The organism is Gaetbulibacter saemankumensis DSM 17032 (genome assembly GCF_000425645.1).
In the GTDB taxonomy this organism is placed as follows: Bacteria; Bacteroidota; Bacteroidia; order Flavobacteriales; family Flavobacteriaceae; genus Gaetbulibacter; species Gaetbulibacter saemankumensis.
In genome coordinates this window covers 1030754-1056004 of record NZ_KE384430.1, presented here as the reverse complement: position 1 = coordinate 1056004, position 25251 = coordinate 1030754, and the positions used below count along the sequence as shown (strand labels likewise).

General features: G+C 35.6%; 25 protein-coding genes. 6 read left to right on the top strand and 19 right to left on the bottom strand.

Annotated elements, in window-relative coordinates; translation table 11 throughout:
• Window positions 1-32: 32 nt before the first annotated feature.
• From rpsN to rpsL, 18 genes are all read right to left on the bottom strand, one after another.
• Window positions 33-302 carry a 30S ribosomal protein S14 gene (rpsN, locus tag H611_RS0111425; RefSeq protein WP_027138505.1) on the bottom strand — a complete coding sequence of 90 codons (270 nt, stop codon included), beginning with the start codon at window positions 300-302 and terminating at the stop codon, window positions 33-35.
• Between the two features lie 3 nt (window positions 303-305).
• Window positions 306-857 carry a 50S ribosomal protein L5 gene (gene rplE / locus H611_RS0111420; protein ID WP_027138504.1) on the bottom strand — a complete coding sequence of 184 codons (552 nt, stop codon included), beginning with the start codon at window positions 855-857 and terminating at the stop codon, window positions 306-308.
• A 2-nt stretch (window positions 858-859) separates the two neighbouring features.
• Window positions 860-1171 (bottom strand): 50S ribosomal protein L24, encoded by a 312-nt coding sequence (rplX, locus tag H611_RS0111415; protein ID WP_027138503.1) that lies wholly within the window; start codon window positions 1169-1171, stop codon window positions 860-862.
• Window positions 1172-1185: 14 nt separating this feature from the next.
• Entirely contained in the window at window positions 1186-1554 is a 369-nt protein-coding gene (gene rplN / locus H611_RS0111410; RefSeq protein ID WP_027138502.1) for a 50S ribosomal protein L14, read from the bottom strand.
• A gap of 2 nt (window positions 1555-1556) precedes the next feature.
• A complete protein-coding gene (gene rpsQ / locus H611_RS0111405; RefSeq protein ID WP_027138501.1) occupies window positions 1557-1814 on the bottom strand; it encodes a 30S ribosomal protein S17 in 258 nt (85 codons plus the stop codon).
• Between the two features lie 12 nt (window positions 1815-1826).
• Window positions 1827-2018: a 50S ribosomal protein L29 gene (rpmC, locus tag H611_RS0111400; protein ID WP_027138500.1), complete on the bottom strand. Its 192-nt coding sequence runs from the start codon at window positions 2016-2018 to the stop codon at window positions 1827-1829.
• A 13-nt stretch (window positions 2019-2031) separates the two neighbouring features.
• Entirely contained in the window at window positions 2032-2451 is a 420-nt protein-coding gene (gene rplP, locus H611_RS0111395; protein WP_027138499.1) for a 50S ribosomal protein L16, read from the bottom strand.
• A 21-nt stretch (window positions 2452-2472) separates the two neighbouring features.
• The gene (gene rpsC, locus H611_RS0111390) at window positions 2473-3192 is read right to left on the bottom strand and encodes a 30S ribosomal protein S3 (RefSeq protein ID WP_027138498.1); all 720 of its coding nucleotides are present in this window, start codon (window positions 3190-3192) and stop codon (window positions 2473-2475) included.
• A 10-nt stretch (window positions 3193-3202) separates the two neighbouring features.
• Entirely contained in the window at window positions 3203-3610 is a 408-nt protein-coding gene (rplV, locus tag H611_RS0111385; protein ID WP_027138497.1) for a 50S ribosomal protein L22, read from the bottom strand.
• Between the two features lie 6 nt (window positions 3611-3616).
• Window positions 3617-3895: a 30S ribosomal protein S19 gene (gene rpsS, locus H611_RS0111380; RefSeq protein WP_027138496.1), complete on the bottom strand. Its 279-nt coding sequence runs from the start codon at window positions 3893-3895 to the stop codon at window positions 3617-3619.
• 3 nt (window positions 3896-3898) lie between these two features.
• Window positions 3899-4723, bottom strand: coding sequence for a 50S ribosomal protein L2 (gene rplB / locus H611_RS0111375; RefSeq protein WP_027138495.1), 825 nt, complete (start codon window positions 4721-4723; stop codon window positions 3899-3901).
• Between the two features lie 10 nt (window positions 4724-4733).
• Window positions 4734-5024, bottom strand: coding sequence for a 50S ribosomal protein L23 (gene rplW, locus H611_RS0111370; protein WP_027138494.1), 291 nt, complete (start codon window positions 5022-5024; stop codon window positions 4734-4736).
• Between the two features lie 5 nt (window positions 5025-5029).
• Window positions 5030-5659 (bottom strand): 50S ribosomal protein L4, encoded by a 630-nt coding sequence (rplD, locus tag H611_RS0111365; RefSeq protein WP_027138493.1) that lies wholly within the window; start codon window positions 5657-5659, stop codon window positions 5030-5032.
• Window positions 5659-6276 (bottom strand): 50S ribosomal protein L3, encoded by a 618-nt coding sequence (gene rplC, locus H611_RS0111360; protein WP_027138492.1) that lies wholly within the window; start codon window positions 6274-6276, stop codon window positions 5659-5661. Before rplC ends, rplD begins: the two co-directional genes overlap by 1 nt.
• A gap of 126 nt (window positions 6277-6402) precedes the next feature.
• Entirely contained in the window at window positions 6403-6708 is a 306-nt protein-coding gene (rpsJ, locus tag H611_RS0111355) for a 30S ribosomal protein S10 (RefSeq protein ID WP_027138491.1), read from the bottom strand.
• 11 nt (window positions 6709-6719) lie between these two features.
• Window positions 6720-8846, bottom strand: coding sequence for an elongation factor G (fusA, locus tag H611_RS0111350; RefSeq protein ID WP_027138490.1), 2127 nt, complete (start codon window positions 8844-8846; stop codon window positions 6720-6722).
• A gap of 6 nt (window positions 8847-8852) precedes the next feature.
• The gene (rpsG, locus tag H611_RS0111345) at window positions 8853-9329 is read right to left on the bottom strand and encodes a 30S ribosomal protein S7 (RefSeq protein ID WP_027138489.1); all 477 of its coding nucleotides are present in this window, start codon (window positions 9327-9329) and stop codon (window positions 8853-8855) included.
• Window positions 9330-9350: 21 nt separating this feature from the next.
• Complete coding sequence (gene rpsL, locus H611_RS0111340; protein WP_027138488.1) at window positions 9351-9725, bottom strand: 30S ribosomal protein S12; 375 nt, start codon at window positions 9723-9725, stop codon at window positions 9351-9353.
• Window positions 9726-9906: 181 nt separating this feature from the next.
• Between rpsL and H611_RS0111335 the strand changes: the two genes are divergently transcribed.
• The 4 genes from H611_RS0111335 to H611_RS0111320 all read left to right on the top strand — a co-directional run bounded on the left by H611_RS0111335 (window position 9907) and on the right by H611_RS0111320 (window position 17437).
• Window positions 9907-11598 carry a POTRA domain-containing protein gene (locus tag H611_RS0111335; RefSeq protein ID WP_051238794.1) on the top strand — a complete coding sequence of 564 codons (1692 nt, stop codon included), beginning with the start codon at window positions 9907-9909 and terminating at the stop codon, window positions 11596-11598.
• A gap of 141 nt (window positions 11599-11739) precedes the next feature.
• On the top strand, window positions 11740-15054 hold the full coding sequence (locus H611_RS0111330) for a SusC/RagA family TonB-linked outer membrane protein (RefSeq protein WP_027138486.1): 3315 nt from the start codon (window positions 11740-11742) through the stop codon (window positions 15052-15054).
• A gap of 9 nt (window positions 15055-15063) precedes the next feature.
• On the top strand, window positions 15064-16509 hold the full coding sequence (locus tag H611_RS0111325) for a SusD/RagB family nutrient-binding outer membrane lipoprotein (RefSeq protein ID WP_027138485.1): 1446 nt from the start codon (window positions 15064-15066) through the stop codon (window positions 16507-16509).
• A 103-nt stretch (window positions 16510-16612) separates the two neighbouring features.
• Window positions 16613-17437, top strand: a complete 825-nt coding sequence (locus tag H611_RS0111320; RefSeq protein WP_027138484.1) for a carboxylesterase family protein — start codon at window positions 16613-16615, stop codon at window positions 17435-17437.
• Here the strand turns inward: H611_RS0111320 and H611_RS14555 are convergent.
• Window positions 17434-20184, bottom strand: coding sequence for a T9SS type B sorting domain-containing protein (locus H611_RS14555; protein ID WP_051238793.1), 2751 nt, complete (start codon window positions 20182-20184; stop codon window positions 17434-17436). The genes H611_RS0111320 and H611_RS14555 overlap by 4 nt on opposite strands.
• 344 nt (window positions 20185-20528) lie before the next feature.
• Between H611_RS14555 and H611_RS0111310 the strand changes: the two genes are divergently transcribed.
• Together H611_RS0111310 and H611_RS0111305 are read left to right on the top strand one after the other, a co-directional pair.
• Complete coding sequence (locus H611_RS0111310) at window positions 20529-23771, top strand: SusC/RagA family TonB-linked outer membrane protein (RefSeq protein ID WP_027138483.1); 3243 nt, start codon at window positions 20529-20531, stop codon at window positions 23769-23771.
• 16 nt (window positions 23772-23787) lie between these two features.
• Entirely contained in the window at window positions 23788-25248 is a 1461-nt protein-coding gene (locus H611_RS0111305) for a SusD/RagB family nutrient-binding outer membrane lipoprotein (RefSeq protein WP_027138482.1), read from the top strand.
• Window positions 25249-25251 lie beyond the last annotated feature (3 nt).

Sequence of the window (25251 nt, the reverse complement as noted above, 5' to 3'; positions counted from 1 at the left end):
GCCGAACCTTAAATCTGATTATAAAAATAATATTACCAACTTGCTTTTGTTACTCCAGGAATAAGACCTTGATTGGCCATTTCTCTAAAAGTTACACGAGAAATTCCAAAAGTTCTCATGTATCCTCTAGGTCTTCCTGTTAATTTACATCTATTATGTTGACGAACTGGAGATGCATTTTTTGGTAACTTTTGTAACGCTTCATAATCGCCAGCTTCTTTTAAAGCTTTACGTTTAGCGGCGTACTTTGCTACTGTTTTTGCTCTTTTTACCTCGCGGGCTTTCATTGATTCTTTAGCCATAACTTAGTTCTTTTTAAAAGGTAATCCTAATTCGGTTAATAATGATTTTGCTTCTTTATCTGTATCAGCAGAAGTTACAAATGTAATATCCATACCTGAGATTTTATTAACTTTATCAATATTTATCTCTGGAAAAATAATTTGTTCAGTAATACCTAAGTTGTAATTACCTCTTCCGTCGAATCCAGTCGCTTTAATTCCGTTAAAATCTCTTACACGTGGTAAGGCCGAAGTAACCAAACGATCTAAAAATTCATACATTCTTTCTCCACGTAAAGTAACTTTTGCTCCAATTGGCATGCCTTTACGTAATTTAAAAGATGCAACGTCTTTCTTAGAAATTGTTGCTATAGCTTTTTGTCCAGATATAGTAGTTAATTCTTCTACAGCGTAGTCAATTAACTTTTTGTCTGCAACTGCAGCTCCCACACCTTTAGATATTACTATCTTTTCCAGTTTAGGAACTTGCATTACATTATTATATCCAAATTCGTCTGTAAGAGCTGCAATTACTCTGCTTTTATACTCTTCTTTAAGTCTAGGTGAATATGCCATAACTATATTACTTCATTAGATTTTGTTGAAAATCTTACTTTCTTATCACCCTCTACTTTATATCCTACTCTTGTTGTTTCTCCTTTAGAAGTTAACAATGATAAGTTAGATATATGAATAGGAGCTTCTTTTTCTACGATTCCTCCTTGTGGGTTTTGTGCACTTGGCTTCGTGTGTTTCTTAACCAAGTTAATACCCTCAACAATCGCTTTGTTCTTGTCTATTAATACCTTTTGTACTTTACCTTCAGATCCTTTGTGATCGCCAGCAATTACTTTTACGGTATCTCCAGTTTTTATTTTAAGCTTTGTCATCTTACGTTAATGTATTAAAGCACCTCTGGTGCTAATGATACAATCTTCATGAATTGTTTATCACGAAGTTCTCTAGCAACAGGACCAAATACACGTGTACCTCTCATTTCCCCAGCAGGGTTTAAAAGTACACAAGCATTATCATCGAATCTAATATAAGATCCATCTGGTCTTCTTACTTCCTTTACAGTACGAACTACAACTGCAGTAGAAACAGCACCTTTTTTAATGTTTCCATTAGGTGTTGCGTCTTTTACAGAAACAACTATTTTGTCTCCTACAGATGCATATCTTCTTTTAGTACCACCTAGAACACGTATTGTTAATACTTCTTTTGCTCCAGTGTTGTCTGCTACCTTTAATCTTGATTCTTGCTGTACCATAATTATTTAGCTCTTTCTATGATTTCAACTAATCTCCAACATTTAGATTTACTTAAAGGTCTTGTCTCCATGATCTTTACAGTATCTCCAACGTTACAATCGTTTGTTTCGTCGTGTGCAACATATTTTTTTGTTTTTAACACGAACTTACCATACATAGGGTGTTTTACTTTTTTAACCTCAGAAACTACAATAGATTTCTGCATTTTGTTACTTGTAACAACTCCTATACGTTCTTTTCTTAAATTTCTTGTTTCCATCTTTTAGCAGAATTATTGTAATTCTCTTTTAGTTAATTCGGTCGCAATTCTTGCTACGGCACGTCTTATTGTACGTAATTGAATTGGATTCTCTAAAGGAGATATTGCATGAGCTAATTTTAGGTCAGAATAACTCTTTTTTGTTTCACCAAGTTTCTCTTGTAACTCGGCTACTGATAATTCTTTAATTTCTGATTGTTTCATAATATCAAATAAATTATGCTTCGTAATCGCGAGCAATGATAAACTTAGTTTTTACTGGTAGCTTTTGTGCTGCTAAACGTAATGCTTCTTTAGCTACGTCTAATGGCACACCACCTAGTTCGAAAAGCACTCTTCCTGGTTTTACAACCGCTACCCAATACTCAACGGCACCTTTACCTTTACCCATACGTACTTCAAGAGGTTTCTTAGTGATAGGCTTGTCTGGAAATATTTTAATCCAAAGTTGACCTTCTCTTTTCATGTAACGAGTCGCGGCAATACGAGCTGCTTCAATTTGACGAGCAGTTATAAACTGAGAGTCTAATGCTTTTATTCCAAAAGTTCCGTTTGAAAGTTGGTGTCCTCTTTGAGACAGACCTTTCATACGTCCTTTTTGTTGCTTACGAAATTTTGTTCTTTTAGGCTGTAACATTTTTCTTTACTTTATAAAAAATTACTTTCTACGACGAGGTGCTTTTGTACCACGTCCTGCTCCACCTTTTCCACCTTGCTTCTTAGATAATCCTACAAGTGGAGAAAGCTCTCTTTTACCATATACTTCACCTTTCATGATCCATACTTTAACACCTAATCTACCGTAAGTAGTGTGTGCTTCAACTAAAGCATAGTCAATATCGGCTCTAAAAGTTGATAAAGGAATACGTCCTTCTTTGTAGTGTTCTGAACGTGCCATTTCCGCTCCGTTTAAACGACCACTAATCTGGATTTTAATTCCTTCAGCGTTCATACGCATGGTAGCAGCTATAGCCATTTTTATTGCACGTCTGTAAGAAATACGATTTTCAATTTGACGAGCAATACTAGATGCTACTAAAAACGCATCAAGTTCAGGTCTTTTAATTTCAAAGATGTTAATCTGAACTTCTTTTCCAGTAATTTTCTTAAGCTCTTCTTTTAACTTGTCTACCTCTTGACCGCCTTTACCAATAATGATACCTGGACGAGCCGTAGTGATAGTAACGGTTACAAGTTTTAAAGTTCTTTCGATGATTACTCTACTTACACTAGCTTTAGATAAACGTACGTGTACGTATTTTCTAATTTTATCGTCTTCGGCAAGCTTATCTCCATAATCATTACCTCCGTACCAGTTAGACTCCCATCCTCTGATAATACCTAAGCGATTTCCGATTGGATTTGTTTTTTGTCCCATACTATCTATCTTAGCTTTGTGTGTTATTGTTAGCTCCAACAACGATTGTTACGTGGTTAGAACGTTTTCTAATTCTGTGTGCACGACCTTGAGGTGCTGGACGCAACCTTTTTAACATTGATCCGCCATCAACTCTAATCTCCTTTACAAATAATTCAGCATCTTCTAAGCTTGCTTCTTCGTTTTTAGCTTGCCAGTTTGCAATTGCAGACAATAACAATTTCTCTAAACGGTTAGAAGCTTCTTTTTGGCTAAATTTTAAGATATTAAGTGCTTTTTCTACTTTTTCACCTCTTACTAAATCGGCTACTAAACGCATTTTTCTTGGTGATGTAGGACAATTATTAAGTTTAGCAAAAGCAACTTGCTTCTTTCCTTCCTTAATAGCGTCTGCCATTTGTTTTTTACGACTTCCCATAGCTTACTACTTTTTACCTTTGTTTTTAGCACCTGCATGTCCACGGAATGAACGTGTTGGTGAAAATTCTCCTAATTTATGACCTACCATGTTTTCAGTAACGTATACTGGTACGAATTGACGGCCATTGTGAACTGCGATTGTTTGCCCAACAAAATCTGGAGTAATCATACTAGCTCTAGACCAAGTTTTGATTACAGTTTTCTTGCCAGCTTCAACGTTAGCAGCTACTTTTCTTTCTAATTTATAATGAACGTAAGGTCCTTTTTTTAATGATCTTGCCATGTCTTATTTCTTTCTACGTTCTACAATATACTTATTCGTTGGATTCTTTAAAGAACGTGTTCTATATCCTTTAGCAGGAACGCCATTTCTAGAACGTGGGTGTCCACCTGAAGCACGTCCTTCACCACCACCCATTGGGTGATCTACTGGGTTCATAACTACTGGTCTAGTACGTGGTCTTCTTCCTAACCATCTTGATCTACCTGCTTTACCAGATACTAACAATTGGTGGTCCGAATTAGATACTACCCCAACAGTTGCTAAACAATTAGCTAAAATTAATCTTGTTTCTCCTGAAGGTAATTTGATTGTTGCAAACTTACCATCTCTAGCCATTAACTGAGCAAAAGCACCAGCACTACGAGCCATAACAGCTCCTTGACCTGGACGTAACTCAACACAAGAAATAATTGTTCCTAATGGAATTTGACTTAAAGGCATTGCATTACCAATTTCTGGAGCTACATTGTCTCCTGAAACTACAGTTTGACCTACTTGTAAACCATTTTGAGCAATGATATATCTTTTTTCGCCATCTTGATAATTCAATAACGCGATAAAAGCGGTTCTGTTTGGATCGTACTCGATAGATTTAACTTCGGCTGGAATTCCAGCTTTGTCACGTTTAAAATCGATAATACGATACTTTCTTTTATGACCACCACCGATATAACGCATGGTCATTTTTCCTTGACTGTTTCTACCACCAGACCTTTTATTCGGAGCTAATAAACTTTTCTCCGGCTTATCAGTAGTAATGGCGTCAAATCCATTAACTACTCTAAAACGCTGTCCTGGTGTGATTGGTTTTAATTTTCTTACTGACATTGTTGTCTAATTACATGTTACTGTATAAATCAATCATTTCACCTTCCGCCAGTTGTACAATTGCTTTTTTAACAGCATTTGTTTTACCATGTTGAATCCCGGTTTTTGTATAACGCGTTCTTCTTTCTGGACGGACATTTATAGTACGAACTTTTTCAACAGAAACACCATAAGCAGCTTCCACCGCTTTTTTAATTTCTACCTTGTTCGCCTTTGTATTCACTGCGAATGTATAGCAATTTCTTAACTCGCTATCTGCTGTCGCTTTCTCTGTGATTATAGGTTTAATTAAGATACTCATTGTTTCTATTTACTTAAATTTGACTCAATTCCTTCTAAGGCACCTTCTAAAAGCACTACTTGATTTGCATTTAAAATCTTGTAAGTACTTAATTCTGAAGAAGTTACAACTTCAGAACCTTGTAAATTGCGCGATGACAAATATACGTTATTATTTGACCCACCCAACACAAATAGAGATTTTTTATCCTCTAATTTTAAGGCTTTTAGCACAGCCGTGAAGTTCTTAGTTTTAGGAGTTTCAAAGTTGAAATCTTCTAATACTACGATATTCTGCTCACCTGCTTTAATACTTAATGCAGATTTACGCGCTAAACGCTTTAAATTTTTATTTAATTTGAAGCTATAATTTCTTGGTCTTGGACCGAACATACGACCACCACCTTTAAAAACTCCAGATTTAATACTACCTGCTCTGGCAGTACCTGTTCCTTTTTGCTTTTTAATCTTACGCGTACTTCCAGAGATCTCTCCTCTTTCTTTAGATTTATGAGTTCCTTGTCTTTGGTTTGCTAAGTATTGCTTAACATCCAAATATACTGCATGATTATTAGGCTCGATAGCAAATACTTCTTGAGAAAGGTTTGCCTTTCTACCAGTATCTTTTCCGTTTATATCTAAAACTGCTACTTCCATTACTTTCTAATAATTACATAAGCGTTTTTGTGTCCAGGTACACAACCTTTAACCACAAGTAGGTTCTTTTCAGCTACTACTTTTAAAACTCTTAAATTTTGAACTTTTACTGTTTCACCGCCCATTCTTCCGGCCATTTTCATTCCTTTAAAAACTCTTGCAGGATATGAAGCAGCTCCAATAGAACCAGGTGCTCTTAAACGGTTATGTTGTCCGTGAGTAGCTTGACCTACACCACCAAAACCATGACGTTTTACAACACCTTGAAAACCTTTTCCTTTAGATGTACCAGCAACATCAACAAACTCTCCTTCATTGAAGTGTTCTACAGTGATAGCATCTCCTAATTTGTACTCCGCATCAAAACCTTTAAACTCAACGATTTTGCGTTTTACAGAAGTCCCTGCTTTCTTAGCGTGACCTTGGTCAGCTTTAGTAGCGCTTTTTTCTGTCGCGTCATCGAAACCTAATTGCACAGCTTCATAACCGTCAACCTCAGTGGTTCTGACTTGGGTAACGATACATGGTCCAGCTTCGATTACTGTACATGGAATGTTTTTTCCATTTTCATCGAAAATGCTGGTCATACCGATCTTTTTTCCAATTAACCCAGACATATTTATTATTTATTAATTATTACTATTTGTTATTAAAATTTTCAAGGCTGAAAAATACCTTCAGCCTTGAATTGTATTTTTTCCGTTTTTCCCTAACCCGTCGTTAAGGACATGTAAATGTTCTACTTAAACTTTAATCTCCACTTCAACACCACTTGGTAATTCAAGTTTCATTAAAGCGTCGATTGTTTTAGAAGACGAAGAGTAAATATCTAATAATCTCTTGTAAGAGCTTAATTGAAATTGTTCTCTAGACTTCTTGTTTACGTGTGGAGAACGTAATACTGTGAAAATCTTTTTATTGGTTGGTAACGGAATTGGTCCTGTTACTACCGCTCCAGTATTTTTTACTGTTTTTACAATCTTATCAGCAGACTTGTCTACTAAGTTGTGATCGTAAGATTTTAATTTTATTCTAATTTTTTGACTCATTTTCTTAGATTTTAAGCTTCTACGCCTTTAGCTGCTTTAATTACTTCTTCAGAAATGTTAGAAGGCGTTTCAGCGTAATGTGAGAATTCCATTGTTGAAGTTGCTCTACCTGATGATAAGGTACGTAACGATGTTACATAACCAAACATTTCAGATAACGGCACTAGTGCTTTAACAACTTTAGAACCAGCTCTGTCGCTCATGTCGTTTACTTGACCACGACGACGGTTAAGGTCACCTACAATATCTCCCATGTTTTCCTCAGGAGTTAACACTTCTAATTTCATGATAGGCTCCATGATTACCGCCTTTGCAGCTTTTGCAGCAGCTTTAAATCCAAGTTTTGCAGCCAATTCGAATGATAATTGATCTGAATCCACATCGTGGTAAGAACCGTCTGTTAAAGTAACTTTCATAGCATCAACCTCGTATCCTGCTAAAGGACCGTTAACCATTGCCATTTTAAATCCTTTTTCTACTGAAGGGATAAATTCTTTAGGAACGTTACCACCTTTAATTTCAGAAACAAACTCAAGACCTTGTTTACCTTCTTCAGCTGGCTCAAGAGTAAATACAATATCCGCGAATTTACCACGTCCACCAGATTGTTTCTTATAAACTTCTCTGTGTTCTGCACGTTGTGTAATAGCTTCTTTGTACTCAACCTGTGGCTGACCTTGGTTTACTTCTACCTTAAACTCACGCTTAAGACGGTCAACAATAATATCTAAGTGAAGCTCACCCATTCCAGAAATAATAGTCTGTCCTGAAGCTTCGTCTGTTCTTGCTGTAAACGTTGGATCTTCTTCAGCTAATTTAGCTAAAGCCATACCTAACTTATCAACATCTGCTTTAGTCTTAGGCTCTACCGCGATACCGATTACTGGATCTGGGAAGTCCATAGATTCTAAAACGATAGGATTTTTTTCATCAGACATAGTATCACCAGTCTTGATATCTTTAAATCCTACTGCCGCACCTATATCTCCTGCCTCGATATACTCGATAGCATTTTGTTTATTAGAGTGCATTTGGTAGATACGAGAGATACGCTCCTTTTTACCTGAACGATTGTTCAAGATATAAGATCCAGCATCTAAACGACCTGAATAAGCACGGAAGAATGCTAAACGCCCTACGAAAGGATCGGTAGCAATTTTAAATGCTAATGCAGAGAAAGGCGCATTTGCATCCGGCTTTCTTATTTCTTCTGCACCTGTATCAGGATTTGTACCTATGATATTATCTCTATCTAATGGAGAAGGTAAATAACGACATACGGCATCTAATAAGAACTGTACCCCTTTATTTTTGAAAGAAGAACCACAAATCATTGGAATAATAGCCATATCCATTACAGCAGCTCTAAGTGCAGCGTGCACTTCTTCTTCTGTAATAGAATCTTCATCTTCCATGAATTTTTCTAATAAATTCTCATCGTACGTTGCAACCTCTTCAATTAAAAGTGCGCGGTACTTACGAGCTTCTTCTTTCATATCTTCTGGAATGTCGATTACATCAAAAGTTGCCCCTTGAGTTTCGTCATGCCATACGATAGCTCTGTTTTTTACTAAGTCAACGATACCTTTAAAATCTGCCTCATCACCAATGTTTAAAACGATTGGCACTGCATTAGACTTCAACATATCTTTAACCTGCTGACATACTGCTAAGAAATTAGCTCCTTGACGGTCCATTTTGTTAACAAACCCAATACGTGGAACTTTATAGTTATCTGCTAGTCTCCAGTTCGTTTCTGATTGAGGCTCAACACCATCAACAGCACTAAATAAGAATACTAAACCATCCAATACACGTAAAGAACGATTTACCTCTACAGTAAAGTCAACGTGACCCGGAGTATCGATAATATTAAAGTGATATCCTTTTGTTTCAGGTGTTGGTTGAGCATTCTCTAACGGGAATTGCCATGTACAAGTTGTAGCAGCAGATGTGATAGTAATACCACGCTCTTGCTCTTGCTCCATCCAGTCCATAGTTGCTGCACCATCATGTACTTCACCAATTTTGTGAGATACACCTGTGTAATAAAGGATACGCTCTGTAGTTGTAGTTTTTCCTGCATCAATATGAGCAGCAATACCAATATTTCTTGTATATTTTAAATCTCTTGCCATTTCTTATTAAAATCTAAAGTGAGAGAATGCTTTATTTGCTTCCGCCATTTTATGCGTATCAACTCTTTTCTTAACAGCTGCTCCTTCTTCTTTAGCTGCCGCTAAAATTTCAGATGCTAAACGCTGTGCCATAGATTTTTCGTTTCTTTTACGTGCATAGCTAATAAGCCATTTCATTGCAGTAGAAACTTTACGATCTGGACGAATTTGCATTGGAATTTGGAATGTAGCACCACCAACACGACGACTACGTACTTCTACGTGAGGCATTACGTTTGATAAAGCATCTTTCCAAGTTTCTAAAGCTGTTTTCTCTTCGTCAGTTTTTTTCGATTCTACAATATCAATTGCATCGTAGAATACTTTAAAAGCGACAGACTTCTTTCCATCCCACATCATCATGTTAACGAAACGAGTTACTAACTGATCGTTAAAACGCGGATCTGGTAAAAGCGGTCTCTTTTTTGCTGCTCTTTTTCTCATGTCTTCTTCTTAAAGTTTTAATTACTTTTTAGGGCGTTTTGCACCATACTTAGATCTACGTTGCGTTCTACCTTGCACACCTGCTGTGTCTAAGGCCCCACGCACGATATGATATCTAACACCTGGCAAATCTTTTACCCTTCCACCTCTAACCAATACTATCGAGTGCTCTTGTAGGTTGTGACCTTCACCTGGGATGTATGCGTTTACTTCATTACCATTTGTTAATCTTACCCTTGCAACTTTACGCATTGCCGAGTTAGGTTTCTTAGGTGTAGTAGTGTAAACACGCGTACAAACCCCACGTCTTTGTGGACACGAATCTAAAGCAGCCGATTTACTCTTCTTGGTTATTTTGGCTCTTCCTGTTCGTACTAATTGTGAAATTGTTGGCATATATAATATATATAAATTTAATAATCCTCTTTTAAGAGGGCTGCAAAGGTAGAAATTAAAATGTAATATTCAAATCCTAAATCATTAATTTTCAACCGAATTTAAAATATTTTTTACGCATGATATTATAAGTGTATGTTTTCCGTTAGATTTACATCTTAATAAAAGCAAAATTTATATTGTGCAAAGAGCCACTTTATTATACCTTATTATATACATATTTTTTTCGTGGTCACTTGCGAGCCAAAACTTAAGTTTAAATATTAAGGGGGATAACAAAATAGAAACACGCACTTTAGATTCTATTGGCTACCTTTCGAAGCATCCTAATTATCAATCTATAAGTAATGAATTGGATAGTCTTCAAAACAGACTTTACCGTATTGGTTATATTGAAAACCAGATTAATGCTTCTCAAAAAGTAAACGATTCGACTTACGAAATACAGCTTCAACTTAAAACCCTATATAAAAGCATTAAAATTTATTATGACAATACAATCCTAGAACCCAACATTCTTAAATTAGTTTCTTCCCATGTTACAAACAGCTACTTCACCTTAAACCTCGATCGAATTGAAACAACACTTCAGTTAATTAACACAAAAATATCAGAGCGCGGACAACCTTTTAACAAGATCTCTTTATTCAATATAAGGACAGAGCCAAATCAACTTTTATCAGCACAGTTAAAAATTGAACAACAACCAAAACAAAGACAGATTGATAAGATTGAAATTCTAGGCTATAAAAAATTCCCAAAGAGCTACATCAAGCATTATCTAAAATTAAAACCCAATCAGAACTTTAATCTTACAGAATTAAAAAAGAAAACGGCCAATTTAAAAAATTTAAGATTTGCTAATGAGGTAAAACCTCCGGAAGTATTATTCTCAAAAGACTCTACTTCTATTTACCTATATATAGAAAAAAAACAGAGCAACACCTTTGATGGCTTCCTGGGTTTTGGAACTAACGAAACTACCAATACGATTGATTTTGATGGATACTTAAACCTCAAGCTAACCAACAATTTAAATTTTGGAGAAGATTTCAAACTATTTTATAAAAGCGACGAAAACGATCAAAAAACATTCGAAACAAAACTAACCTTGCCCTACCTGTTCAAATCGCCTATAGGCCTAGATTTAATGTTAGGCATATTTAGAAGAGACTCATCTTTTACTACCACACAGCAAGCCGCAAAAACAAATTACCAAATCAATACACAACATCAAATACACGCTGGTATTCTAGCTACCGAATCGAACAATTTATTAAAAAACAACAACACCTATATTAAAGATTACAAAACAAGCTTTTTAAATTTCGGATATGAATTTATTCAACTAAACTCCTTTAGTTTACTTTTCCCTTTAAAAAGCGAAATCATCTTTGATGGCAATATTGGAAAGAGAACACAAGCTGCAAACAAAGTAAACCAGACATTATTCAACTTAACTGCCTCAAATATTTTCAATTTAAACGCTAAAAATAGTGTTTACCTGAAATTTGCGAGTTCCCTTTTAAATTCTGAAAATTATCTGGAAAATGAACTCATGCGCTTTGGAGGGATTAATTCCATTCGTGGTTTCGAAGAAAACAGTCTTTTAGCTTCATTTTTCAGTGTATTAAACACCGAATATCGTTATCAATTAAGCAACTTAATTTACATCCATTCTGTAATCGATCTGGCATATTTCGAAAATAAAATCACCGAAATCAAAAATAAATTATTTGGATTCGGCTTTGGTTTTGGCATCTACACTAAGGCCGGTCTTTTCAGATTAACCTACGCAAGTGGCAAGGATGAAAATACCGCTTTTAAGCTATCAAACTCTAAAGTTCACCTAAGCCTTACATCTACATTTTAAAATTAAAATACAATAACAATTTTATTTATGTTTTGAAAATTGCCAATCCAAAACCCATAAATCTCTGATTTTAACATAAATAAATAGTTTTATTAACATTTTATTAAGAATTTAGCATCGACTAATTCAAATAAATTTAAAATGAAAACAAAGTTTAGTGGAATTCTAACGCTATTCCTAGCGTTAGTTGTGCACCTATGTTATGCACAAGAAAAAACAGTTTCGGGAACAATATCAGACAAATCTGGATTGCCCCTTCCTGGAGTAAACATCATTGTTAAAAACACAACGAATGGAACACAATCTGATTTCGATGGTAATTATTCCATCTCAACCAGTGTTGGCGACATTTTGGTTTTTAGCTATGTTGGGTTGAAAACTCAAGAAATTACAGTAGGTAGTTCCAACACTATTAATGTGGTAATGGAAGAAGATGCCGCTCTTTTAGACGAAGTGGTAGTTACAGCACTTGGTATTTCCAGAGATAAAAAATCTTTAGGATACTCAACACAAGAAGTTGGAGGTGAAGAATTAACTACGGTTCAAAGTAGTAACTTTACCAATAACCTTTCGGGTAAGGCTTCTGGTATTAAAATTGCCAGAACTACAAACATGGGCGGATCTACTAACGTTTTAATTAGAGGTAATACGTCTTTAACCGGAAACAACCAGGCACTTTTTGTAATTGATGGGGTTCCAATTAACAACATCAATACAAATACCAGAGGTCAAGAACAAGCAAGTGGAGGTAACTATGATTACGGTAACACCGCTGCTGATATCAACCCTGATGATATTGAATCTGTAAACATCTTAAAAGGTGCAGCTGCTTCAGCATTATACGGATCTAGAGCTGCTAATGGTGTAATCATGATTACAACCAAAAAAGGTAAAAAATCAAAAGGCTACGGAGTTTCTATAAGTTCTGGAGTAACTTTTGGTTCTGTAGACAAATCGACATTTCCTAAATACCAGCAAAAATACGGTGCTGGTTACGGACCATACTACGACGGTCCAGGGAACCAATGGTATGTTGAAGATATAAACGGAGACGGTACAGGAGATTTAGTAGCAGGTCTGGGTGAAGACGCCTCTTACGGTCCGGCATTCGATCCAAATTTATTGGTATACCAATGGGACGCTTTTGATCCTGCAAACCCCAATTATTTAAAACAAACACCTTGGGTAGCATCTGGAGACAATGGCCCTATTTCATTCTTTGAAACTCCAGTAACTTTAACCAACTCGGTATCTTTAGATAAAGGTAGCGACGATGGAACTTTTAGATTAAATTATACAAACTTCGATCAAACAGGTTTACTTCCTAATAGCTCTATTGTAAAAAACAACTTCTCTATGAGTGGAAGCTACGCGTTTAACGACAAGTTACATGCTACAGGGTTTGCTAATTACATAAAAACTAATGGTAGAGGTAGAAACTCAACTGGTTATGGAGATAACATTATGAGTAATTTCAGACAATGGTGGCAAACGAACGTAAATGTGCAACAACAAAAAGACATTTACTTTGCGACCAGAAGAAATGTTACCTGGAACCCTACATACGTAGATGACTTAACTCCAATTTACTGGGACAACCCATATTGGACCCGCTACGAGAATTACCAAACAGATGAAAGAAATAGATTTATTGGTAATGTATCTTTAACCTACGATCTATTAGATTGGCTTACCGTAACAGGTCGAGTAGCTACCGATACTTATAACGAACTTCAAGAAGAAAGACGTCAAGTAGGTAGTGTGCCTTCAGATTTTGGTATCGGTACTGGTTTAGATGGTAGTATCAACAGAAATACTGTAGACTCTGGATATCTTAGAAGAGACATCTTTGCTGCAGAAACAAACTACGATTTATTTATTAACGTAGATAAAGACATTACAGACGATTTTAACATTAAAGGTATTCTTGGTGTTAATATTAACCGTACAGAATTTAGCAGACTAACATCATCTACACAAGGTGGAATTAGTGTACCTGGCTTATACACATTAAAAAACAGTAGAGACCCTTTAGCACTTCCTGTGGAAACAGTTTGGAAAAACGGTGTTGATGGTACATATGCCAGTGTTTCGTTTGGTTTTATGGACACTTACTTCTTAGATGCTACTGTTCGTAGAGATCATGTGTCTACCCTACCTGAAGATAATAGTGTTTTTTACTATCCTGGTGTTTCAGGAAGTTTTATCTTCAGTAAATTAGTTGATGCTGACTGGTTATCCTTTGGTAAATTTAGTGCAAACTACGCCGAAGTAGGTAATGGAGCAAGAGGCCGTAACAGACTTCAGGATTTTTATGATGTTAATACACCTTTCAACTCAGCAAGCACTTCTGTTGGAGACACTAAAAACAATCCGGATTTAAAACCGGAAAGAACTAAAAGTTACGAGTTTGGTTTAGAAATGAATTTCTTGAAAAATCGAGTAGGATTTGATCTTACTTATTACAACTCGAAATCTGTTGACCAAATTGTAGGTGTGCGCGTTTCTGAAGCTTCTGGTTATTTATATAAAACAATAAATGCCGGTGAAATCGAAAATAAAGGGGTTGAACTATCACTTAACGGTAAACCTGTAATGACTGAAGATTTCACTTGGAACATTAATGTTAACTGGACAAGAAACCGAAACAAAGTATTAGCCTTACCAGAAGGACTTAAAACATTACAATTAGGTAGTTTCCAAGGTGGTGTTACCATAAATGCCGAAGTAGGAAAGCCTTATGGTGTAATTTATGGTACAGACTACACGTATCTGGATCCAGATAACCCTTCTCCTGAAACTCGTTTAATCGACCCAGATTCTGGAGAGTACTTAAAGACTTCTACATCTGACAATGTAATTGGTGACTCGAACCCGGAATGGTTAATGGGTATCAGTAACCGCTTTACTTATAAAAACTTTACTTTAGGATTTTTAATTGACATTCAAAGTGGAGGTAACATTTGGTCACTTGACCAATACTACGGTTTAGCTACAGGTTTATATGAAGAAACAGCGTTTACTAATGACTTAGGAAACCCTGTTAGAAACCCTATTACTGGAACTCCTGGGAATTATGGATCAGACAGTGGTGGTTTCATAAACCAAGGAGTTAATCCAGATGGCTCTGTTAACCAGACCAGAATTAATGCTAACAGATATGGTGCGTTTGGTTACAGAAGAGGTTTACCAGACAAAGCATTCTCTTATGATGCCGGTTTTGTTAAATTAAGAGAATTAACTCTTTCTTATGCATTCCCAGACAGCATGTTAAAAGACACATTCCTTACTGCCGCAAGCGTTGGTTTTGTAGGTTCCAACATTTGGATTATTGACAAAGATTTACCACACGCCGATCCTGAATCGGGTCTTGGTGCCGGTAACTTACAAGGTTACTCTACAGGTTCTTTACCATCTACCAGAGACTTTGGTTTTAATGTTAAATTACAATTTTAAAAATTTACTATGAAAAAAATAATATTAATAGCGACTGCGATTATGTTCGCATCGTGCTCAAGCAATTTAGAAGACTTGAATAAAAACACTAAGGATCCAGATTCTGTTTCTGGAGAGTCTTTATTTACAGGTGCTCAAAAAGCATTAGTAGATCAAATAGCTACCTTAGAAGTTAATGAAAATAACTGTAAATTATGGTCGCAGTTTCTTCAAGAAACCACCTATACAGACGAGAGTAACTACGACCAGGTAACTAGAACAGTACCTGAGAATCTTTGGAGTGCTATGTATAAAGACGTTTTAAAAGATTTCGATGAAGCAGCTAAAGTAATTTCTGAAACCACTTATGTTAGCCCCGAAGATGAAAATACTACCAATAAGCTTATGATAACAGAAATCATGACTGTATATGCCTTTGCTCATTTAGTAGAAACTTTTGGAGACGTACCATATACTGAGGCACTAAACATCGATATTTTAACTCCAAAATACGATGATGCCATGACTGTTTACAAGGACCTGATTTCAAGACTAGGGACTGCTCTGAATGGATTAGACACAAGCAAAGGAAGCTTTATTACTGGAGATAATATTTATGATGGTGATGTAGCCAGTTGGAAGAAATTTGGTTACTCACTCATGTTAAGAATGGGACTATTATTAGCAGATGCCGATAATGCCTACGCAAAAACAACCGTAGAAGCTGCTATAGCAGGAGGCATCATTACTAGTAGTGATGAGAATGCCAATATGAAATACTTATCAGCAGCTCCCAACACACATCCTGTACACAAAGAAGTAGTACTTAGTGGACGTAATGACTTCGTTGGAGGTAAAACTCTAATCGACATCTTGAACGACTTAGACGACCCGAGAAGACCTTTATGGTTTAACACTGTTGATGGTAATTATGTAGGAGGTGAAATAGGTACGCCTTCCGCTTATGCCAGTCATTCTTCAATGTCTGCTCAAGTGGTTGAAGCTACAGCATACGGAGTAATCATGTCTTACTCCGAGGTAGAGTTCCTTTTAGCAGAAGCTGCTGAACGTGGGTACACTACAGGTGATACAGCTTTAAACCATTATAATAATGGTGTTACTGCTTCCATATTAGAATGGCATGGTACCGCGGCAGACGCTGCTACTTATCTGGCTCAACCTGAAGTTGACTACCTATTAGCTAAAGCTGCTAGCACTGCTACTACGCCTTGGAAAGAGGTTATTGGCACGCAACGTTGGATTTCATTATTTAATCGCGGTGTAGAGGCCTGGGTTTCTATAAGAATTATGGACTATCCGGAAATGGCAGAACCAACAGAAGCAGTTTCAGGATTCCCCAACAGATATACCTATCCGATAGTAGAACAAACTATTAACGGTGCAAATTATCAAGCAGCTTCAACGGCTATTGGCGGTGACGAGGCTGAAACTCAATTATTCTATGATAAGTTCTAAACTTACTATTATAGTTTTATAACATAAAAGCTGCTCTAGTCTGAGCAGCTTTTTTTATAATTCTTAGCCATTTTTTAGTAACTTAGGATAATAATATTTCAACATGAAAAATTCGTTTTTATTAATTTGCGTTTTTAGTATATTTAGTATAATTAGTTTCAGTTGTAATAGAGATATTTTCGATGATACTAATATATCAACAGAACCTCCGAAACCTAGGACCGCAGACCATGTTAGAAACGATTTTAAAAACTTAGAAATCACTCCTGGAACCAATGATTTCACCATAGAAACCACTACGAAAGGGGTTTTCTGGAATTTTCGTATCATCGCTCCTGAAAACGCTTCCATAACCAACAAAAAACCACTTATATTTAATTTACATGGTGGCGCAAGAAATATAGCACCCGAAGCGCATAAAAGCACCGCCTGCTTAATTGAACCCGCAACAAACAATACTTTAGACGCTTTTATTATAAGCCCCAATAGTAATGGCTCCCTATGGTTCGACCAACCAAACCAAATTCAAATTCTGGCATTATATGATTTAGCTACTTCTAATTTACCTATAGACACTTCAAAGGTAGCTATCACAGGGTATAGTGACGGAGGTAACGGGAGTTGGTTTTATGCACAGTTTCATTCTAATTTATTTTCTGCCGCCATACCCATGGCCACTTCCTATAATACAGCTAATAGCGATGGAACGATTGATAAAATAAAAATCCCTTTATATGTTGTACATGGTGAAAACGATCAATTATTCCCTTTAGCTAACACCCAGAATTTTGTAAACGCATCTATTAATTCGGGAAGCAACATAACCTTTGTTGTGGCAAATAACTTAGATCATTATTCGGTTTGCGATTATCTACCCTACTTAAAAGATGGCATAGATTGGCTAATTAATGATGTTTGGCAATATTAAAGTTTTAGCGTAAAATGTCCTTTATAAACTTCTCCATCAGGCATTTTTAAAAAATACCAATAATCATCAGGTCTCAACCGTCTTCCTCTATAATAACCATCGAAACCTGCACTTTGTAATGGATTAAAAGTCTTTAACAACTTACCATACCTATTATAAATCTGAATAATTAATCGATCTGAATCGGCATAATCACTTGTATTTAACCCATAAACTGTCCATAAATCATTTTTGCCATCATTATTAGGCGTAAAGTACTTGGGGAAACCAAAAATGTAGAAACTCTTAGATATAGTCTCGCAACTATTCACATCTTTAATATATAGAACATGCTGTCCTTCAGATAAATTCAAAAATACATTCCCTTGCTGATAAGCCCCTCCTGGAAAATCAACAGTATACATATAAGTTTCATCTGTCGATTCCATATCAACTCTTACGCTATGACCATCAATTATAAAGTTCTTAATTTTAGGATATATATTTTGCTTTACAGAAACCGTGTAGGTATTTGTACAGCCATACATTAAACTTTTTATTGAAACGGTATATTCTCCAGGTTGATTAACCTGAATATTGTTTGTCGTATCATTGGTACTCCATAAATACTCAAATTCCGCAGAATCTTCCATGCTAATTCCAGATTCTAATTCTATTGGAAAATCATGCGAACACACCTTTAAATTTTGATCCTTTATATCTGGAAAAGGTTTCAAAAACAATTCCATAGTCCCAAATCCATAACATGCATTATCACTTTCTGCACGCACATAAATCACCCTTTCTTTAGACGTATACACATCAGGCAATTCATTCACACCATAATTAGCATCTTCTAAATTTTCAAAAAACCTAATACCAACATTGGTCGTCAGATTTAAATCTGAAATAATCTCATTTCTTTTCAAATCTAAATCAAAATTCCCAATATCGACTCCGAACGAAACACAAGCATTTAATTGATATGTACTCAAGGTTACAGGTTGTGTTGTCATTAATATTAAAGATGCTACATTAAAACAATCGGTATTTGCCTTATAGACTTTAGCATAAAGCACTTCATTAATAACGGTATTTGTATATAAATTAGGGAGTGCACCAATATTAGCTTCATCATTAACCGCATCATAAAATGATTTATAATAATATACCCGTATAGGTTCATCTACAAACAAGGCTAACGGCGAATTGGCATCTTGCAGATTAAATTGCGTGATTCCATCATTGGGATTACCGTCGAACGAGTCACATTGAATAAATTCAAATACATCCGTCATAACCTCTACAGGCTCTGTAATAACCACTTCCTTTACATAGGGTTCCAAGTCAATGCCATTAATGGTTAAGGTTAATGTAACCTTATATTTCCCTGGTTGAGCATAAGTATGCATGGGTGCATCTAAACTTGAAAAACTTCCATCTCCAAAATCCCAATGTACCACTTGATAAGGTTCCTCGGAAGTAATGACAAATTGAGTTGCGTCCCCTAAACAAGTATATCGATAATCGAAGGAAGCTAAAAATATGGATTGAACAAATACTGGAAATCCTATTTGAGCATCTGGTCCTGCCAGGTTAACGGAATTATGGTTATAGTCGCAAAGATTCCCTCTGTTATTTGGTTTATTTATAACTGAAATATCATACCCCTTTTTAAATACCTCGTAGCCGGCCCGATAAATTTTTGCATCCATCGCCAATTGTAGTGCTCCAGCCACATTTCTCGAATCGCTAATAACCATTTTCGAGTCGGCAACATTAGACGCCAATAAATCATATTGATATAATTTACTTTTTAGAAATATATCATCAGAATTAAATTCATTAACGGTTACATATAATAACTTAGAATTTGGAGAAAACTCAACCCCATAAGGGTAATCGTTATTTAATATTAGTTTTTCATTAGACACAATACCTGTTGTATTATCAAAATCGTACAACAATACTTTCCCAGATTGTTTTCTTCCACTTCTTGGACTCCCTAAAGAAGTAGAACTATGTGCTATCGCAATTTTATGACCATTAGGAGAAACCTTTAAATAACCAATCGCGCTGATATTAACATCCTGATCGTTTAACAAAACCCCTACATCTTCAGGTGTTTTGGAAATTACGGGATTTGGGTTAACCCCATTTACATCTACTTTAAATGCGTAAAATTTATTCATAAACTGAGTAATAACCCATACGGAACTAGCATTATTATGAGAAACAGCCGTTATTTTCTCACTTGATTTAAATTCACTTTCCTCCGAATTGTTAACATCATAAGTTATTAAGTGCACATTTTTTATCCCATTTACAACATCACCATAGCCGTTATTTAACGACATGTCAATTTCAGAATAATTTATTCCTTCAATTGGATCTTCAGGTAATGGATTATAACTTGGCCTATCTACCGTAAAGACATAATATCGCAATCTATCTCCAGGCTTAGGAACAATAAGAGCAGATTCTGTACTAGACACATGCCCTTTTAAACCATAACCATTAGGCATAATTTTATGTCTTCTATCCCAAATTTTTAAACCATCAGTATAAAACAATAAATTCCCATTAACATCTGAAATAGTTGCACTACCCTCCTTCGTTACGAGCTGTCCATCCAATAAAGGTGTAGGTGTTCCTGAGTTAAAATTTAAACCTGCAAAATTCCCAAAATACCAATTGGCAGATTCCTTCTGCGCCGCAATAACTCCGGAGATGAGTAAAACATTTAATATTATTAAATATTTTTTCAAACAATTTCTATTTATTAAAAATTTATACTAAAGTTATTAAAGACATAACTTTAAAAATAACATCAACTCGTAATCATTTATTTAAACAAAATACACTCAAAAGGCATAAAAACCTATTTTTTATCTCAAATTTTGTTAAAACAACCTACTTCTTCGAAAAAATATTAAATTATACCTAACCACACCCATTCCTAAGTAAAAAACTAGAGTACAAATAGTTAAAAACAACTTAAGTCAACTCACAACTATTTTCACATTTACCATTCATCTATTATAATTAATTAAGGTTGTTTTTTTAAGATTTTATTAAGATTTTAGTGCCGACTAATTCAAATAAATTTAAAATGAAAACAAAGTTCAGTGGAATGCTAACGCTATTTCTAGCGTTTGTTGTGCAAATAACTTTTGCACAAGAAAAGACAATTTCAGGTGTGGTTTCGGATGATTCCGGACTACCATTACCAGGAGCAACTGTCTTAGTAAAAGGTACGAATACTGGTACCTCAACCGATTTTGATGGTAAATATTTCATTAAAGCTAATCAAGGAGCCACTCTGGTTTTTAGCTTTGTTGGATACTCCTCAAAAGAAGTCCTTGTTGGATCGTCCAACACAATTGATGTTACCCTTGCAGAAGATGCTGCAACTCTTGAAGAAGTTGTTGTAACCGCGTTCGGTAATAGTGACAGAAATGCCAGAGAAGTGGTTTATGCCAACCAGACGGTCAAATCAGAAGACTTACTCTCAACTCCAAACAAAAATGCTTTAGAAGCTTTAAGAGGAAAAACGGCAGGTGTTCGCTTATCAACTGGTTCTGGTTCAGTAGGCGCATCAACTAGAATCGTATTAAGAGGAGAAGGTTCATTAACTGGAAACAACAACGCCTTAATAGTTGTCGATGGTATAGCTATTGATAATAGCGCTACTTCTGGTGGTTCTGGTACATCAAGTGACTCAACCGATGGATATTCTGATTTCGGAAATAGATTCAATGACCTCAATCCAGATGACATCGAATCAGTTACCATATTAAAGGGGCCATCTGCAACTTCCTTATACGGGTCGCGTGGTGCATCCGGTGTTGTTCTTATCACAACGAAAAGAGGTAAAGGAAAAAAAATGCAAATTAATTACAATGGTTCAACCTCTTGGGAAAATGCCATTATTAATCTTCAACGCCAAAGCAAATATGGTCAAGGATATGACAAACTTCATTTAGATTCAGGAGAAAACTGGTCTTGGGGACCAGCTTTAGACGGTGTTGTAAGACCCTGGACGAGTCCTATAGATTCTGACGGTGATGGTTCATTAGAAGCTTTATTAAGGCCTTACAGTGCAGTAAAAGATCAATTAAAAGACTTTTTTAACACTGGGCATACAATTACTAATAATTTTAATATTAGTGGAGCTAATGAAGGATTCTCTTATTATGTTTCTTATGGTAATACAGATCAAAAAGGTACTCTAGATAATACCTATTACAAAAGAAATAACATAACATTTAACGCTTCTGCCAAGTTAAGCGATAAGTTACAATCAGATTTCAAAGTAAGTTACGCTAACGTAAAGCAAAATACCGCCCAAGAAGGTTCACGAGCTTTTGAAGGAAATAATGCATACGCCATGGCTGTACAAACACCTATTAATATACCATTTAACGAATTAAGAGATTACAAAAGTCCATTTCATGATATTGATGGCTATTGGGGTTCTTATTCATCTGTTAACCCTTACTACATTTTAAATGAATATGGTAATGAAGGTAATATTGACAACTTTTTAGGGAATGCCTCATTAACATACAATTTCTTAGATAATTTATCAATAACAGGACGCTTTGGAGGAAACGTAGTTAACACACAAACTGATGTTTGGACTCCTACCTTTACACCGGCAGAACAATTGGTATGGACGGACGATTTACAATTAGCAACCCGTAACACCAAACATAATTCCTTAGGCCAATATACCAACTTTAACAATAAAGTTGAAAACCTTGATGCCACTGTAATGGCTAATTACAACACAGCATTTAATGAAGACTTCAAATTAACCGCTGCTGCAGGTTATAACTTCTTTCAAAGAACCACAAACTCTTTAACAGGTAGTTCTGTAGGAGGACTCGTGGTTCCAGGTGTATACAATTTATCTAACAGTGCTCAAGCCCCTACCTCAAGCATGTTTAGAAGTAGATATAGAATTTATGGTGTTTTAGGAAACGCAACTATTGGATATAAAAATGCTGCATTTTTAGAACTTTCAGCAAGAAATGACTGGTCCTCTACTCTTCCATCGGAAAACAACTCCTTCCTATATGGTGCTGTTGGTGCTTCTGTAATTTTAACAGATCTTTTAAATATCAAAAATGATGTTTTAGATTATGCTAAAGTTAGAGGTAGTTATGGTACATCTGGTAAAGATGCCGGTATATATTTACTAAACTCTTATTTTGAAGGAAATCCTGAAATAGTTAATTTAGGTGATTATTCATTATTTTTCCCGAAAAATGGTGTTCCCGGATTTACAATTGGTAATACGATTGGAAATCCATCACTTAAACCAGAACTAACAACTACCTATGAAGTTGGTACAGATTTAGGTTTATTTGGAAATAGAGTTAATCTTGCTTATACATACTATCATTCCATTCATGACGACCAAATTGTTACCATAAGTCTTCCGCGATCTACAGGATATCTTCAAACAGTAAGTAATATTGGTAGAATGGAAAATAAAGGTCATGAACTTACCTTGACATTAAAACCTCTTGAGGGAATTGTTGACGGTTTGGATTTTGAACTATTTGGAACCTATGCTAAAAACGACAATAAAGTTATTAACATCACAGATGACATAGACGAATTAACTGTAGGTGGACCATTTGGATTTGGAGGTAGTGTTTCTGTTTCGGTCGTTGCAAAAGAAGGATTACCTTTTGGTACTTTTAAAGGTCTTGCGCCAAAAACAAATGATGCCGGACAAACAATAGTTGATCCTAATACTGGTTTCCCACTTTATAGTGATGAAGAGGCTTATCTCGGATCTTATCAACCTGATTATTTAATGAGTTTTGGTGCTAATGCAAGGTATAAAGGATTTGGATTTAGAATTTTATTCGACATGAAACAAGGTGGACAATTTGCTTCTCAAACGAAATTTGGATCTGAATTTAATGGTACGGCTGTTAATACAACAATACATGACAGAGAACCATTTATCTATCCTAATTCTGTAATTGATAATGGTGATGGAACCTTTTCTGAAAATACAGTACAAATTACAGAACAAGATTATTTCACCAATTATGATGCACCAGATTCATCATATTTAATCGATGCAAGTTATTTAAAATTGAGAGAGGTAGAACTTAGTTATACCCTACCTAAAAAGTTTTTAGAAAATGTTTTCTTAACAAATGCTAAATTGGCATTATATGGTCAAAACCTTTGGTTTTGGTTGCCTGAAGAAAACAAATTTGCCGACCCAGAAGTTAATGGTCCTGCTTTAACAGGTAATGCTCAAGGTATCGAGACAACTCAAACACCTTCGTCAAGAAGCTTAGGTATTAACTTACAATTGTCATTTTAATTAAAAAAATAATACGATGAAGAACAAAATAAATATATTTCTTATTCTATTATTAGCCCTAAACTTCTCATGTAATGATGGTTTAGAAGAAGTTAATATAGATCCTAATACGTTCCCTTCTGCCGGTGATGCGCAAGTTTTAAGTTCCGCCATTGGTTTTATGGGATACATAGTTGAACAAGATTTAAATGGTAATGAATCCTTTCTTTGGAGTCAATATTACACATGGGGTATTGGAGTTTCTATTGGTAACGAAGAACGTTTCGTGTCATCTCCTGGTGATTTTAATGGTTACTGGCAGCGTGCATACGCTAACTCCCTTGCCGATTTAAATTATATAACAAAGAATAGTACTTCTCCAGCATACCGAGGTATTGCTAATGTTTTAAAAGGTTATTTATTTCAAGGGTTAGTCGATCACTTTGGAGATATTCCTTTTACAGAGGCTATTTCCGGTGCGATTGAAGATGGCTCGATTTTAACACCTAATTTTGATTCCGCCGAATCAGTTATTTATCCTGGCTTAGTAACAATTCTAGATGAAGCCTTAACAGATTTAGCTTTAGCAGAGCAAGATGAAGTTGGCGAAGATGATTTTATTTTTGAAGGTGATATTACTAAATGGACTAAATTTGCCAATTCATTAAAATTAAGAATTTTAATGAGAACATCTGAAGTAAGCTCTCAAGGTACAGCCATTCAAACACTTATAAATAGTGGTACTTTCATTGAGTCCATTAGTGATATGCCTTTTATTCCTTATTCTGGCAATTCAGGTGACGAAAACCCTATGTTTGCACGGGCTGAAAATGGTGTTGGAATGTTCTACTTTGCAAGTAATGCCACTTTAAATGTATTAGAATCATTAAATGACCCTCGAGCTGAAGTATTATACACAAAAGCTACCACAGGAACTTTTGCTGGAGCTTTACGAGGTATTGACCAAGGAACCATAGATGATGAGCCATTTACAGCTCCAGATTCTGATTACAGTATGGCTTCTGAATATTCATATTCATCTACTAATCCAGTTATTTTGATGAGTCCTTGGGAAGTTTGGTTCCTTAGAGCTGAGGCCGATGCAAGGTATAGCACAAGTGATGATGCCGAGATGGCTTTCTCAAAAGCAATCGAATTAAACTTTGATTACATGGAACTCTCAGGCGCATCATCCTATATTAGTTCACTTGATTTTGCAGGTGCAGCTAATTTAGAAGAACAAATAGACTTGATTGCAGTTCAAAAATGGATTTCTTTAAATGGAACTCAAGAAGACGAAGGATGGATTGAATCACGAAGATTTGATCGACCTGCTAGCAGATTATTTACTAATGGCATTTTTCAAACACCACCGCTTTCAGTTTTACCTAACGGAACATTTCCATCTGCTTGGTTATATCCTGAATCCGAAAGAAGTTTAAATCCAAATGCCTTACCACAAAGAAGTATTACTGATGCAATATTTTGGGATAATTAAAAA